The following is a 12,999-nucleotide window of genomic DNA, read 5'->3' as shown; positions in this document are numbered from 1 at the left end:
GCCTTGATCGAGGTGCTCAAAAAATTGATCAATGTTTGACGGTACCCGCCACATCGGCAGGCGCCACCACACCCGCAGGCGCAGCCACGGCGGGCTCTTCGTCGGGCAGCGGCACGGGCTGCCGCTCCAGCGCGACCTGCAGCACCTGATCGATCCATTTCACCGGAACGATCTCGAGACCGCTCTTCACGTTGTCGGGAATCTCCTGCAGGTCCTTGGCATTCTCTTCGGGAATCAGCACGGTCTTGATGCCGCCGCGCAGGGCTGCCAGCAGCTTTTCCTTGAGGCCACCAATGGCCGTCACTTCTCCGCGCAGCGTGATCTCGCCGGTCATGGCCACATCGCCGCGCACCGGAATGCCGGTCAGCGCGGAGACAAACGCCGTCGTCATCGCAGCGCCGGCACTGGGGCCATCCTTGGGCGTGGCGCCGTCGGGCACGTGGATGTGGATGTCGCGTTTCTCGAACATCTCGTCCTTGATGCCCAGCACCTTGGCACGGCTACGCACCACAGTACGGGCCGCTTCCACGGACTCTTTCATCACATCGCCCAGCGAGCCGGTGCGCGTGATGACCCCTTTGCCGGGCATGATGGCCGCCTCGATGGTGAGCAGGTCACCACCAACTTCCGTCCATGCCAGTCCGACCACCTGGCCGACCTGGTTCTGTTGCTCGGCACGGCCATAGTTGAATTTGCGAACGCCCAGAAAATCATTCAGGTTGTCCGGTGTGACCACGACCTTGGGCGTCATCTTGCCGAGCTGGATGCCCTTGATGACCTTGCGGCAGATCTTGGACAGCTCTCGCTCGAGCGAACGCACGCCGGCTTCGCGGGTGTAGTAGCGCACGATGTCGCGCACCGCCTGCTCCTGCACTTCCAGCTCGCCCTCTTTCACGCCGTTGTTCTTGACCTGCTTGGGCAGCAGGTAGCGCATGGCAATGCTGGTCTTTTCGTCTTCGGTGTAACCCGAGAGGCGAATCACCTCCATGCGGTCCAGCAGCGCTGGCGGGATGTTCATCGAGTTCGAGGTGGCGACAAACATCACGTCGCTGAGGTCGAAGTCCACTTCGACGTAGTGATCGCCAAAGGTATGGTTCTGCTCCGGGTCCAGCACCTCCAGCAGCGCGCTGGAAGGATCCCCACGGAAATCCGTACCCAGTTTGTCGATCTCGTCGAGCAGGAACAGCGGGTTGCGGGTACCGGCTTTCGTCAGGCTCTGCAGCACCTTGCCCGGCAGCGCGCCGATGTAGGTGCGGCGGTGACCGCGGATCTCCGCCTCATCGCGCATGCCGCCCAGCGCCATGCGCACGTACTTGCGGCCGGTGGCCTTGGCAATCGACTGGCCCAGCGAGGTCTTGCCCACGCCAGGAGGGCCCACGAGGCACAGGATGGGGGCCTTGAGCTTGTCCACACGCTGCTGAACCGCGAGGTATTCCACGATGCGATCCTTGACCTTCTCGAGGCCATAGTGGTCTTCATTGAGCACGTTCTCGGCATTGCCCAGATCGTGCTTGATCTTGGTCTTCTTGCTCCACGGCAGGCTGGTCAGCACATCGATGTAGGAGCGCACCACAGTCGCCTCTGCCGACATCGGTGACATCAGCTTGAGCTTTTTCAGTTCGCTCTCGGCCTTCTTGCGCGCTTCCTGCGGCATCTTGGCGGTCTTGATCTTTTTCTCGATCTCCTCGATGTCCGCGCCCTCTTCGCCTTCGCCCAGTTCCTTCTGGATGGCCTTGACCTGTTCGTTGAGGTAAAAGTCGCGCTGGTTTTTCTCCATCTGGCGCTTCACTCGGCCGCGGATCTTCTTGTCGACATTCAGGATGTCGACTTCGCGTTCAAGCTGCTCATAGAGGTTCTCGAGCCGCGACTTGACGTTGTCGAGGTCCAGGATGACCTGCTTGGCATCAAGCTTGAGCGGCAGGTGCGCGGCAATTGTGTCGGCCAGACGGCCGGCGTCGTCGATGCTGGAAATCGAGGTCAGGATTTCCGGCGGAATCTTCTTGTTGAGTTTGACGTAGTGGTCAAACTGCTGCATCACGGCACGGCGCAGGGCCTCGATCTCGCTGCTCTTGTCACCGGCGGCAAGTACCGCCACATCCACCGGCGTGACGTTTGCCGAAAAGTGGTGCTCGCCTTCTTCAATCCTGTTGACGCGGGCGCGCTGCTGGCCTTCGACCAGCACCTTCACGGTGCCGTCGGGCAGCTTGAGGAGCTGCAGAATCGTGGCCACGCAGCCGACTTCGAACATGTCCTCGACCGAGGGCTCGTCCTTGGCGGCGGCTTTTTGTGCCACCAGCATGATGCGGCGCTCGGCTTCCATCGCCGACTCCAGCGCCTTGATGCTCTTGGGTCGCCCCACGAACAGCGGGATGACCATGTGGGGAAACACCACAACATCCCGCAATGGCAGCAGCGGCAGGTCGATGGGGGAAGATGGCAAGGCGGTTTGTCCGGACATATAAACCTTAAACGTGGGACGAGACGACCAAGGGTCGGATCAGGAAGAGCTCTGTCTTTTTCAGACTGGGGGCACGCATACCGCTTTTCAAGGCAAGCGGCTCTGCCCTCTCCCTCATGTTCAGGCTTTTTTTGCGGCTTCGCGGTACACCAGAAGCGGCGGTTTGTTTTCTTCGATTGTGGACTCATCCACCACAACCTTGTCGACATTGCTGGCATTCGGCAGATCGAACATGGTGTCAATCAGCGACTGCTCGAGGATGGAACGCAATCCCCGCGCACCCGTCTTGCGGGCCAGCGCCTTGCGGGCGATGGCCTTGAGGGCTGACGGACGGATTTCGAGGTCCACGCCCTCCATCGACAACAGCTTGCTGAACTGCTTGACGACGGCATTCTTGGGCTCGGTGAGAATCTGGACCAGCGCGTCTTCGCTCAGTTCTGCCAGCGTCGCGACCACCGGCATGCGGCCCACCAGTTCGGGAATCAGGCCAAACTTGATGAGGTCTTCCGGCTCGACTTCCTTGAAGGCATCGGTCAGGGTTTTGGCCTTCTTGCTGCGCACTGCGGCGCCAAAGCCGATGCCTGATGCTTCGGTGCGGTTTTCAATGACCTTTTCCAGGCCGGCAAAAGCGCCTCCGCAGATGAACAGGATATTGGTGGTGTCGACCTGGAGAAAATCCTGGTTGGGATGCTTGCGACCGCCCTGCGGTGGCACCGACGCCATGGTGCCTTCAATCAGCTTGAGCAAGGCCTGCTGCACGCCCTCGCCCGACACGTCACGGGTGATGGACGGGTTGTCGGACTTGCGGGAAATCTTGTCGATCTCGTCGATGTACACAATGCCCTGCTGGGCGCGCTCGACTTCATAGTTGCAGCTTTGCAGCAGCTTCTGGATGATGTTCTCGACGTCTTCGCCCACATAGCCGGCTTCGGTCAGCGTGGTGGCGTCGGCCATCACGAAAGGCACATTAAGGGTGCGGGCCAGCGTTTGCGCCAGCAGCGTCTTGCCAGAGCCTGTGGGGCCGATCAGCAGGATGTTGCTCTTGGTGAGCTCGACGTCGTCTTTCTTGGCCTTTTCGCGGTGACGCAAGCGCTTGTAGTGGTTGTAGACTGCCACGGCCAGCGTGCGCTTGGCTGGCTCCTGGCCGATGACGTAACCATCGAGCGTGGCCTTGATTTCCGAGGGGGTTGGCAGGCTGCTGCGCGCCTCGTTGACGTCGGTGCCGGCGGGCAACTCATCACGGATGATTTCGTTGCACAGGTCAATGCATTCGTCGCAGATGAAAACCGAGGGGCCCGCGATCAGTTTCTTCACTTCATGCTGGCTTTTGCCGCAGAAGGAGCAATACAGCGTCTTCTCGCTGGAGGAGCCTTTTTTCTCGGCCATTGGTGGGGATGCCTTTAAGGTGCCTGTGGAAACTGTCACTCAATGATAACCAAATAAAAAACGGCGTTTTCACGATGGAAAACGCCGTTGTTGCAGAGCAACTGCCGGGGGAATCCCCGGGATTTGGGGGAAATCAGGGCCGCTTGGCGATCACCTGGTCGACCAGCCCGTATTCCTTGGCTTCGTCGGCAAACATGAAATAGTCGCGCTCGGTGTCGCGCTCGATTTTCTCCACGGTCTGACCGGTGTTGGCGGCCAGGATGCGGTTGAGCTGGTCACGCGTTTTCAGGATGTCGCGGGCATGGATTTCAATGTCTGTCGCCTGGCCCTGCGCGCCGCCCGAGGGCTGGTGAATCATCACGCGGGAATTGGGCAGCGTGAAACGCTTGCCTTTGGTGCCGGCGGACAGCAGGAAAGCGCCCATGCTGGCCGCCATGCCGACACACAGCGTCGACACATCGGGCTTGATGAACTGCATGGTGTCGTAAATCGCCATACCGGCCGTGACCGAGCCGCCAGGGGAGTTGATGTAAAACGAGATGTCTTTGTCGGGGTTCTCGCTCTCCAGAAACAACAGCTGGGCCACCACCAGGTTGGCCGTCTGGTCGTTGACCGGACCAACCAGGAAAATCACGCGCTCCTTGAGCAGGCGGGAATAAATGTCATAAGAGCGCTCGCCGCGGCCGGACTGCTCGATCACCATGGGCACCATGCCCAGGCCTTGTATGTCTTGCGCGCCAGCCTGGTAGCCACCGCCGTGAATGCTGTTTCGAACCATCATGTTTTCTCCAGAGATGCGTGTACTGTACCGAAAATAACCACCCCAAATGACTTGGGGCCTGTGCTGCAAAGCACAAGCCCCAATTTCAGCGCCATCAGACCGACTGGTCAGTCCGGATGGCTCGGGATCAGTTCTGACCCATCAGCTCGTCAAACGCGATGGATTTTTCGGTGACCTTGGCTTTGCTCAGCACGAATTCGGTCACGTTGTTCTCGATCACCACGGCCTCGACTTCCGCCATGCGGCGGTTGTCGCTCAGGTACCAGCGCACCACGTCCTGGGGCTTCTCGTAGCTGGCGGCCAGCTCGTCGATGTGGGCTTTGATCTGCTCGGGCTTGGCCTGCAGTTCATTGCTGCGAACCAGCTCAGCCACCACCAGACCCAGACGCACGCGGCGCTCGGCTTGCGGACGGAATACATCCTCAGGAATCGGAGCCTTGTCGGCGTCCTTGATGCCGCGCTGCTTGAGGTCGGCGCGGGCGCCTTCGATCATGCGGTCGACTTCGGCCTGCACGCTGGATTTGGGCAGGTCGAGTTCGGCGCTGGCAATCAGTGCGTCCATGACGGCATTCTTGTTGCGGGCCAGCAGACGCGCCTTGACTTCGCGCTCGAGGTTCTTGCGGATGTCGCTGCGCAGGCCCTCAACGGAAGCATCGGCAATGCCGAGCGATTTAGCCAGGGCTTCATTCACTTCGGGCAGGTGCGCGGCTTCGATCTTCTTCACGGTGACCAGGAAGTCAGCCTGCTTGCCGGCAACGTCCTTGCCGTGGTAATCGGCGGGGAAGCTCAGCGGGAAGGTCTTGCTTTCACCGCTTTTCATACCGCGCACGGCGTCTTCGAATTCCTTGAGCATCTGACCTTCGCCAACCAGGAACTGGAAGTCTTCGGCCTTGCCACCGGCGAATGGCTCGCCGTCAATCTTGCCTTCGAAGTCAATCGTGGCGCGGTCGCCGTCCTGGGCAGCGGCGTCCTGCGCGCGCTGGGCGAAGGTGCGGCGCTGCTTGCGCAGGATGTCCAGCGTCTTGTCGATGGCGGCGTCGCTGACTTCGGAGCTCACCTTCTCGACGGTGGCGCCAGACAGATCGGCAATCTTGACGTCGGGGTAGACCTCGAACACCGCATCAAAGGACAGTTCGCCCTCAGGGGCGCCTTCCTTTTCGCTGATGCGCGGCTGGCCAGCCACACGCAGCTTGGCTTCGTTTGCCGCGACCGAGAAAGCCTCACCGACCTTGTCGTTCATGACTTCGTAGTGCACCGAGTAGCCATAGCGCTGGGCCACCACATTCATCGGCACCTTGCCGGGACGGAAACCGTCCATCTTGACGGTGCGGGCGATCTTCTTGAGGCGGGAGTCCACTTCGGACTGGATGACGTTGACGGGCAGGGTCAGGGTCATCTTGCGCTCGAGCTTGTCGAGGGTTTCAACGTTCACGGACATGGTGTTCTCTCTGTATGTAAATGAGGGGGCCCCGCTGGCACCAGACGGCGGCTGCAGCGCCGCGCTCCATTTCGGGTAACCCTGTATTCTAAGGGCTAAGGGTTTGCCGGCAGGGTCGGCGGCAGGGCGATAACCGCACGGCTGTTGCCTGATTCCGGCGAGTCGCTCAATCGCTTCTTCGTCAACCACCAGCCGACCCCGGATCTGCGCGCGTTCAGTGAACCCCAGAAACAGGCCGTGAATCTGCATCTCACGACATGCTCAGCGACGTCCAGATTCTGTTGGTAGATCGCAAAACACCCATGACGCGCCAGACGAATCGCTGGAAGCCGCCGATTATGAGCATCTTCACCCCCTAATGGTGCGCCTGCCCGGCTCGCATGCACATGAATTGACCGCGGGGCGAGACCGATCAAGGCAAAAAGCCATCGATCTGAGGGCTGTTCCCCATCCTAGGGCTGCTGAACACCACCATCTGGCAGGCCATGTCAGGGCCCATCAAGCGCACCAACTTAATGCGCACCAGCGACGCCCCAAAGTCTCCAGATGGTGGTGTTGAAGGAGGAAATGCGTCAAAACTTTTGTGGATACACGACTTTTGAAAAAAGTGGATGGCATAAGGCTTGCCTAGGTGCGGCGCTGCCCGGCTGACAAACGGCAGTTTGCAGACCGTTACTCTCACCAACGCAACAGGAGTTCCCTCATGACGCTGATCCGCCGAAATTTCATCACTGGTGCTGCCGTCGCTGGCGGCGTACTGGGCGCGCCCGCCATTGCCCGTGCACAAACCAAGACCGTCCTCAACTGGAAGATGACCAGCGCCTACGGCAAGGGCTCACCTTTCTATATGGATGGCCCCGGCAGCGCGACCGATCTGGCCAAACGCATCCGCGAGATGTCGGACGGTCGCCTGAACATCCAGGTGTTTGGCGCCGGCGAACTGATCCCGGCCTTCGAGGGCTTCGATGCGGTGCGCGCGGGCACCGTGGAAATGAACCACGCCAACAGCTACTTCTGGACCGGCAAGACCTTCGCCGCTCAGTACTTCACAGCGGTGCCGTTCGGCATGAACTTCCAGGGCATGAACGGCTGGCTGTATGACGGCGGCGGCATTGATCTGTGGAACGAGGTGTATGCACCGTTCGGCATGGTGGCCATGCCCTGCGGCAACACCGGCGTGCAGATGACGGGCTGGTTCAAGAAGGAAATCAACTCCGTCGCCGACTTCAAGGGCCTGAAGATGCGCATTCCCGGCCTGGCCGGCAAGGTGTACGCCAATCTCGGCGTCGACGTCAAAGTGCTGCCGGGCGGCGAAATCTTCCCTGCGCTGGAGCGCGGTGTGATCGACGCCGCCGAGTTCGTGGGCCCCTTCCAGGACCGGCGCCTCGGACTGCACAAGGCCGCCAAGTACTACTACACCACCGGCTGGCACGAGTCGGCCACGGTGTCCGAGTTGCTGATCAACAAGGCAGCATGGGACAAGCTGCCGGCCGATCTGAAGGCCATCGTCAGCAACGCTGCAGCAGCCTGTAACGTCATCAGCGAAGGCTGGTGCCAGAAGGCCAACTCCGAGGCGATGGAAGACCTCATCAAGAACCAGAAGGTGATTGCCAAACCGTTGCCTGATTCAGTGGTCAAGGCCCTGCGGGCCGAGACGGAGAAGGTGTTGGCCGAAGCGGTTGCCAAGGACCCATTGACCAAGAAAGTGCACGACTCCTACTTCTCGTTCAAGGCCAAGTTCGACCGCTGGTCTGAGGTCAGCGAAGAGGCGTACCACATCAAAGTCCGCGGCTGAACGGGAGCGCCGGCATGACGAAAGCGATGTCAGTCGCAATCAACGGAATTGAGTCGCTGATCGATCGGACCGGTAAAGCCACACTCTGGATTGCACTGGCCATGATTGGCCTGGTGGCGACCAATGTGGTGCTGCGCTACACGCTGAGCTTCGGCTCGGTGTGGGCGCAGGAGCTGGAATGGCACCTCTTGTCGGCACTCATTCTGCTGGCCATGAGCTATGCCATCCAGCGCGGCGACAACGTCCGCGTGGACCTGTTCTATGCGGACTTTTCGCCACGCATGAAGTTCGCGGTGGATGTGCTGTCGACGGTGTTGATACTGCTTGTGGCGATCCTGTTCGTCAAGCTGTCGTTGCCCTACGTCATGCAGTCGTGGTCCATCTCCGAGAAGTCCGCCGACCCGGGGGGCATTCCGTACCGATGGGTTATCAAAAGCCTGATTCCGCTGGGTTACAGCCTGCTGGCCCTGCAATCCTTCGGCGCCTTGCTGAAGCTTCTGCGCGACCGTGCGCAGCAAGGAAAGTCCAGCCATGTTTGAGCCGCAAACCCTTGCCCTGATGATGCTCGCGGCATTCTTCGGAATGCTGATGCTGGGCGTGCCGGTGGCCACCACGCTGGCGACCGTCGGCTTTGTCTTTGGCTATATCGGCTTCGGAGACTCGCTCTTCAACCTGCTCCCGGCACGCGTGTACGGCATCGTCGCCGGTTACCAGTGGATGGCGATTCCGCTCTTCGTCTTCATGGGCGTCATGCTGGAAAAGTCACGGCTGGCCGACGACCTGCTCGACGTCATGGGCCACATCGCCGGTGGCGTACGCGGCGGCATGGGTGTGGGCATCATCCTGTTCGGCGTGCTGATGGGTGCCACCACCGGCATCGTCGGTGCTACGGTCATCACACTGGGCTTGTTGAGCCTGCCCACGCTGATCAAGCGCGGCTACAACAAGAGCATTGCGTGTGGTGCCATCTGCGCGTCGGGCACGCTCGGGCAGATCATTCCGCCCAGCCTGATCCTGATCCTGCTGTCGGACATCATGCAGCTCTCCGTCGGCACGCTGTTCGCTGCAGCAGTGGGCCCGGGCCTGCTGCTGTCGGGCGTGTACATCATCTTTCTGCTGGTGCTGGGCATGATCAAGCCCGACCTGATGCCGCCGATTCCCCAAGCCGAAAGGGACGGTGTCAGTCGCCGCGAACTCTGGATTCGGTTCTGGAAAGTCGTGGTGCCTCCCATCCTGCTGGTGGTTGCGGTACTCGGATCCATTGTTGGCGGCGTTGCAGCCCCCACGGAAGCGGCATCGATGGGTGCGGTGGGCGCTGTGCTGATAACCATAGCTTCCGGCCGATTCAAGTTCGACGTGCTCAAGCAAGTGGCTCTGGAGACCGCCAAAATTACCGCGGTCATGATGTTCATCCTGATGATGGCTCAGGTCTTCGCCCTCGCCTTCCGTGGGTTGCATGGCGAAGACATGATCACCAAGATGTTTGAGTGGCTGCCCGGTGGCGTCAACAGCGACATCTGGTTCATGATGGCGTTGATCTTCGTTCTCGGGTTCTTCATTGAATGGATCGAAATCAGCTACATCGCGGTGCCACTGTTCCTGCCCGTACTGCTGGCCCAGGGAGTGGACCCGGTCTGGCTGGCCATGCTGATCACCGTCAACCTGCAGTCGTCATTCCTGACGCCGCCGTTCGGCTGGGCACTTTTTTACCTGAAGGGGGTGGCCCCGCCCGAGGTGACCATCAAGGACATCTACAAAGGCGTGGTGCCCTTCCTGGTCATGCAGGCCATCACACTGGGCCTGGTGTTCTACTACCCGCAAATCTCGCTCTGGCTTCCCAAGGCGATTGGCTGGTGAGTCGATCACTCCGGGTTGAATCCAAAACGCCGAAGGGGAGGACGAATTCGTCCTCCCCTTCGCTTATTTCAGGCTTGCTTTAAGAGCCTGTTGTGAACGCCTGGACGGCAAGCAGTGTCAGACGACCTTGGCGGTCAGGGTGCCCAGACCTTCGCAGTAACCTTCCATCACGTCACCAGGCTTGACTGCAGCCACGCCAGCCGGTGTACCCGTCATGATCAAATCGCCCGCTTTGAGCTCGAAGATGGCCGACAGGTGCGCAATGATTTCGGGAACATTCCAGATCAGCTGCGACAGGTCACTTTTTTGGCGAACGGCACCGTTGACCTTGAGCCAGATCTCGCCTTTGCTGAGGTGTCCGATCTGCGAAGCGGGAACAATCTCACCCATCGGGGCAGAGTGCTCAAAAGCCTTGCCGATCTCCCAGGGGCGGCCGGTCTTCTTGGCTTCACCCTGCAGATCGCGACGCGTCATGTCCAGGCCCAGTGCGTAGCCGTACACGTGGTCAAGTGCCTTCTCGACAGGGATGTTCACACCACCTGTGCCGATGGCAATCACCATCTCGATTTCGTGGTGCACATCCTTGGTCGCGGATGGGTAGGGAAAGTCACCGTTGTTGAGGATCAGGTTGTCCGGGTTCTTGTTGAAGAAGAACGGCAGTTCGCGATCTGGGTCATGACCCATCTCACGGGTGTGCTCGGCGTAGTTGCGGCCCACGCAGTAAATGCGGCGAACCGGAAAACGCTTCGTTTCCCCCTTGATACCGACCGAGTTGACCTCTTGCGGTGCGAACAGATACTGAGCTGACATGCTTGATTTCCTTTTTTATGAATGAAGGGGTAAAGAGAAGGTTAAAGGGGAATTAACGGGAAGAGGCGAAATACTTGAAGCGGCGTTCGGTCCACGCCAGCGCTTCATTGATGCTGAACGCGAAGGCGAAGATGACCAGAATCAGCGCCCAGAAGTGCTCCATCAGGAAGTGGGCAGCGTACAGCTCAAAGAGCGTTCCAAAGCCCACGACAGAGATCAGCAACTGGCCAATGACCACGCCCTTGACCGCCCGGATCATGCCCAGGCGAATGCCCGCAAGAATCTCAGGCAGGGCGGCCCAGACGTAGATATTGACAAAGGACTGGTAGCGCGTGGCACCAAAGCTGCGCGACATCTCCACCAGAGAAGGCGGTATGTTGAGCACGCCAGCCCGCGCATTGAGCACGATGATCCAGATCGCAAACAGCACCACCGTCAGCACGATGGTCACTTCGCCAATGCCAGCCAGCACCATGATGACGGGCACCAGGGCCGACAGCGGCGCCGACAGGAACAGGTTGACCCAGGGCAGGATCAAGGCGTCAGCGGTCTTGACACGGCCCATCAGCACGCCCATCGGAATGCCAATCGCAATCGCGATCAGATTGCCGAGGAAGAAAGACTTCCCGGTGATGTACAACGCGTCAAGAAAGGACTTGGTCGGAACAATCTCCACCATCCGGGTGAAGATCTTGGTGAGCGGCGGCAGGATCAGACCCAGACCGGTATGCCCCACTATTTCCCACAGGATCGCCCACAGGATGAGCGAGGTGAAAAGCGGTATTCGATAACCTTTGATCAGCATGCTTGCCTCAGTCCAGGAATTTCTTCAGGCTCTGCCAGATGTTCTCAACGGCGTCGAGGTACTCTGGCTGGCGCCGGATGGCTTCGGGGTCCACGTTGCGTGAAATCTTCGGCTCGATGATTTCGGAAACGCGGCTCGGACGGCGATGCAGCAGAACAATGCGGTCCGACACATACACAGCCTCTTCAATGCTGTGCGTCACAAAAATAAAGGTCTTGTTTTCCTTGGCCACCAGCTCGAGCATGTCTTCCTGGAACTTGCGCCGGGTTTGTTCGTCCACCGCGGAGAAGGGCTCGTCCATCAACAGGACTTTGGCATTCACGGCCAGTGCCCGCGCCAGACCCACACGCTGGCGCATGCCGCCGGAGAGTTCGTGCGGGTACTTGAGTTCAAAGCCCTTGAGCCCCACCGTGTTGATGTACTTGGCGGCAATTTCCTCGCGCTTGGCGCGATCCACGCCGGCCAGCTCCAGACCGAAGCCCACATTGCGCAGAATCGTGGCCCAGGGCATCAATGCGAAATCCTGAAACACAAAGGCGCGCTCTGGTCCTGGCTCCGACACGGGCTTGCCATCGACCAGCACGCGCCCGCTGCTGGGCTGCAGCAAGCCGGCGATGATTTTCAGCAGCGTGGTCTTGCCGCAGCCTGAGGGGCCCAGCAAGGTGGTGAGCTTGCCAGTGGGGAAGTCGAGTGAAATGTCGTTCAACGCTTCGACACCGCCGGGATAAACCTTCTTGATGTTCTGGACCTGAACAATGGGTGGTGAATTCTGAATGGTCATGAGGGTTGTGAAGTTGATTTGCCTGGGGCGTTGTTCAGATCCGCTTTTCGGGCGAGAACATGAGTTTTTCGGTCTTCTCAAGCATTTCAATGAAAAACACAGAGGACACAATGATGGAAAGAATGGCGGCGTACATCTTTCCGTATTCCGCGACGGACTGGTTGTACGAAATGATGTCGCCGATACCTGTCGGGGTGATCAGCAGTTCGGCCAGGATGATGCCGATGAAGCCGGAAGCACAGCCCAGGCGAAGGCCTACGAAGATCAGCGGGCTGGCAGCCGGCAAGATGATGTTCATCACCACCTGAAACCGCGTGGCCTGGAACGACTTGGCCATTTCGACCAGCGAGCCCGGGGTGTTTCGCACAGCACCCAGGGTGTTGAGCACGATCACCGGCATCGCCATGATGCACACCGTGAAGATCTTGGCGGTGATGCCAATGCCATAGGCGAAAGTCAGGATGGGGATCAGCGCAGCCAGCGGTGCCGCCTGTGCCACGATGAAGATCGGGGCAAACAGCCATTCGCCACCCTCCTTCAGACCCATGAACATGCCGAGCGACACGCCCACAAAAATCGATGCCAGCAGGCCGATGGCCAGCGGATAGAGTGTTTTGGCAAAAGCCGTACCGAGAGAGCCGTCCATGATCATTTCGAACAGGGCGGCCATCGTTTCGGTGAACGACGGAAGCGCAGAGCTGTAGTTGATTCGTCCGGCGTATTCCCAAAACAGGATGACGACGACGAAAGACGTGATTTTGAGGAAGAAGTTTTTATTCAGAAACATGGGGACTTGCCAGTTCGCGGTGTACCGGGCGAGGGGCCGGCACTGCACCGGTGCGGGCAGACCCGGGAGAGGTGTGAACCTTCCGCGGGTCTGCAGGGAAT

The 12,999-nt window shown here is 59.6% G+C and carries 11 protein-coding genes; 3 read left to right on the top strand and 8 right to left on the bottom strand.

The window, feature by feature from the left end:
• Nucleotides 1-28: 28 nt before the first annotated feature.
• The 4 genes from lon to tig form a co-directional block, all read right to left on the bottom strand.
• Nucleotides 29-2,458, bottom strand: coding sequence for an endopeptidase La (lon, locus tag AAG793_RS01530; RefSeq protein WP_341903078.1), 2,430 nt, complete (start codon nt 2,456-2,458; stop codon nt 29-31).
• 120 nt (nt 2,459-2,578) lie between these two features.
• Complete coding sequence (gene clpX / locus AAG793_RS01525; RefSeq protein WP_341903075.1) at nt 2,579-3,844, bottom strand: ATP-dependent Clp protease ATP-binding subunit ClpX; 1,266 nt, start codon at nt 3,842-3,844, stop codon at nt 2,579-2,581.
• A 133-nt stretch (nt 3,845-3,977) separates the two neighbouring features.
• Nucleotides 3,978-4,622, bottom strand: coding sequence for an ATP-dependent Clp endopeptidase proteolytic subunit ClpP (gene clpP, locus AAG793_RS01520; protein ID WP_341905345.1), 645 nt, complete (start codon nt 4,620-4,622; stop codon nt 3,978-3,980).
• A 130-nt stretch (nt 4,623-4,752) separates the two neighbouring features.
• On the bottom strand, nt 4,753-6,063 hold the full coding sequence (gene tig / locus AAG793_RS01515; RefSeq protein WP_341903073.1) for a trigger factor: 1,311 nt from the start codon (nt 6,061-6,063) through the stop codon (nt 4,753-4,755).
• 703 nt (nt 6,064-6,766) lie between these two features.
• Here tig and dctP point away from each other — a divergent pair.
• The 3 genes from dctP to AAG793_RS01500 are packed head-to-tail and all read left to right on the top strand — an operon-like array spanning nt 6,767 to nt 9,715.
• Nucleotides 6,767-7,858: a TRAP transporter substrate-binding protein DctP gene (gene dctP / locus AAG793_RS01510; protein ID WP_341903070.1), complete on the top strand. Its 1,092-nt coding sequence runs from the start codon at nt 6,767-6,769 to the stop codon at nt 7,856-7,858.
• 14 nt (nt 7,859-7,872) lie between these two features.
• A complete protein-coding gene (locus tag AAG793_RS01505) occupies nt 7,873-8,397 on the top strand; it encodes a TRAP transporter small permease subunit (protein WP_341903067.1) in 525 nt (174 codons plus the stop codon).
• The gene (locus AAG793_RS01500; RefSeq protein ID WP_341903064.1) at nt 8,390-9,715 is read left to right on the top strand and encodes a TRAP transporter large permease subunit; all 1,326 of its coding nucleotides are present in this window, start codon (nt 8,390-8,392) and stop codon (nt 9,713-9,715) included. Before AAG793_RS01505 ends, AAG793_RS01500 begins: the two co-directional genes overlap by 8 nt.
• A 117-nt stretch (nt 9,716-9,832) precedes the next feature.
• On the opposite strand, the gene AAG793_RS01495 is transcribed toward AAG793_RS01500, so the two are convergent.
• Genes AAG793_RS01495 through AAG793_RS01480 form a run of 4 tightly spaced genes read right to left on the bottom strand, consistent with a single transcriptional unit; the run spans nt 9,833 to nt 12,898 of the window.
• Complete coding sequence (locus AAG793_RS01495; protein ID WP_341903061.1) at nt 9,833-10,525, bottom strand: fumarylacetoacetate hydrolase family protein; 693 nt, start codon at nt 10,523-10,525, stop codon at nt 9,833-9,835.
• A 52-nt stretch (nt 10,526-10,577) separates the two neighbouring features.
• The gene (locus tag AAG793_RS01490) at nt 10,578-11,330 is read right to left on the bottom strand and encodes an ABC transporter permease subunit (protein ID WP_341903059.1); all 753 of its coding nucleotides are present in this window, start codon (nt 11,328-11,330) and stop codon (nt 10,578-10,580) included.
• 7 nt (nt 11,331-11,337) lie between these two features.
• On the bottom strand, nt 11,338-12,111 hold the full coding sequence (locus AAG793_RS01485; RefSeq protein WP_341903056.1) for an ABC transporter ATP-binding protein: 774 nt from the start codon (nt 12,109-12,111) through the stop codon (nt 11,338-11,340).
• A 34-nt stretch (nt 12,112-12,145) separates the two neighbouring features.
• Nucleotides 12,146-12,898: an ABC transporter permease subunit gene (locus tag AAG793_RS01480; RefSeq protein ID WP_341903053.1), complete on the bottom strand. Its 753-nt coding sequence runs from the start codon at nt 12,896-12,898 to the stop codon at nt 12,146-12,148.
• Between the last annotated feature and the right edge of the window lie 101 nt (nt 12,899-12,999).

The sequence above is a fragment of the Polaromonas sp. YR568 genome (genome assembly GCF_943372955.1).
In the GTDB taxonomy this organism is placed as follows: Bacteria; Pseudomonadota; Gammaproteobacteria; order Burkholderiales; family Burkholderiaceae_C; genus Polaromonas.
This window is presented reverse-complemented; position numbering and strand designations above follow the sequence as displayed.

What these genes read in the sequence shown, in the direction of transcription:
- lon (WP_341903078.1), bottom strand. Translation starts at nt 2,458, where the DNA reads ATGTCCGGACAAACCGCCTTGCCATCTTCCCCCATCGACCTGCCGCTG.
- clpX (WP_341903075.1), bottom strand. Translation starts at nt 3,844, where the DNA reads ATGGCCGAGAAAAAAGGCTCCTCCAGCGAGAAGACGCTGTATTGCTCC.
- clpP (WP_341905345.1), bottom strand. Translation starts at nt 4,622, where the DNA reads ATGGTTCGAAACAGCATTCACGGCGGTGGCTACCAGGCTGGCGCGCAA.
- tig (WP_341903073.1), bottom strand. Translation starts at nt 6,063, where the DNA reads ATGTCCGTGAACGTTGAAACCCTCGACAAGCTCGAGCGCAAGATGACC.
- dctP (WP_341903070.1), top strand. Translation starts at nt 6,767, where the DNA reads ATGACGCTGATCCGCCGAAATTTCATCACTGGTGCTGCCGTCGCTGGC.
- AAG793_RS01505 (WP_341903067.1), top strand. Translation starts at nt 7,873, where the DNA reads ATGACGAAAGCGATGTCAGTCGCAATCAACGGAATTGAGTCGCTGATC.
- AAG793_RS01500 (WP_341903064.1), top strand. Translation starts at nt 8,390, where the DNA reads ATGTTTGAGCCGCAAACCCTTGCCCTGATGATGCTCGCGGCATTCTTC.
- AAG793_RS01495 (WP_341903061.1), bottom strand. Translation starts at nt 10,525, where the DNA reads ATGTCAGCTCAGTATCTGTTCGCACCGCAAGAGGTCAACTCGGTCGGT.
- AAG793_RS01490 (WP_341903059.1), bottom strand. Translation starts at nt 11,330, where the DNA reads ATGCTGATCAAAGGTTATCGAATACCGCTTTTCACCTCGCTCATCCTG.
- AAG793_RS01485 (WP_341903056.1), bottom strand. Translation starts at nt 12,111, where the DNA reads ATGACCATTCAGAATTCACCACCCATTGTTCAGGTCCAGAACATCAAG.
- AAG793_RS01480 (WP_341903053.1), bottom strand. Translation starts at nt 12,898, where the DNA reads ATGTTTCTGAATAAAAACTTCTTCCTCAAAATCACGTCTTTCGTCGTC.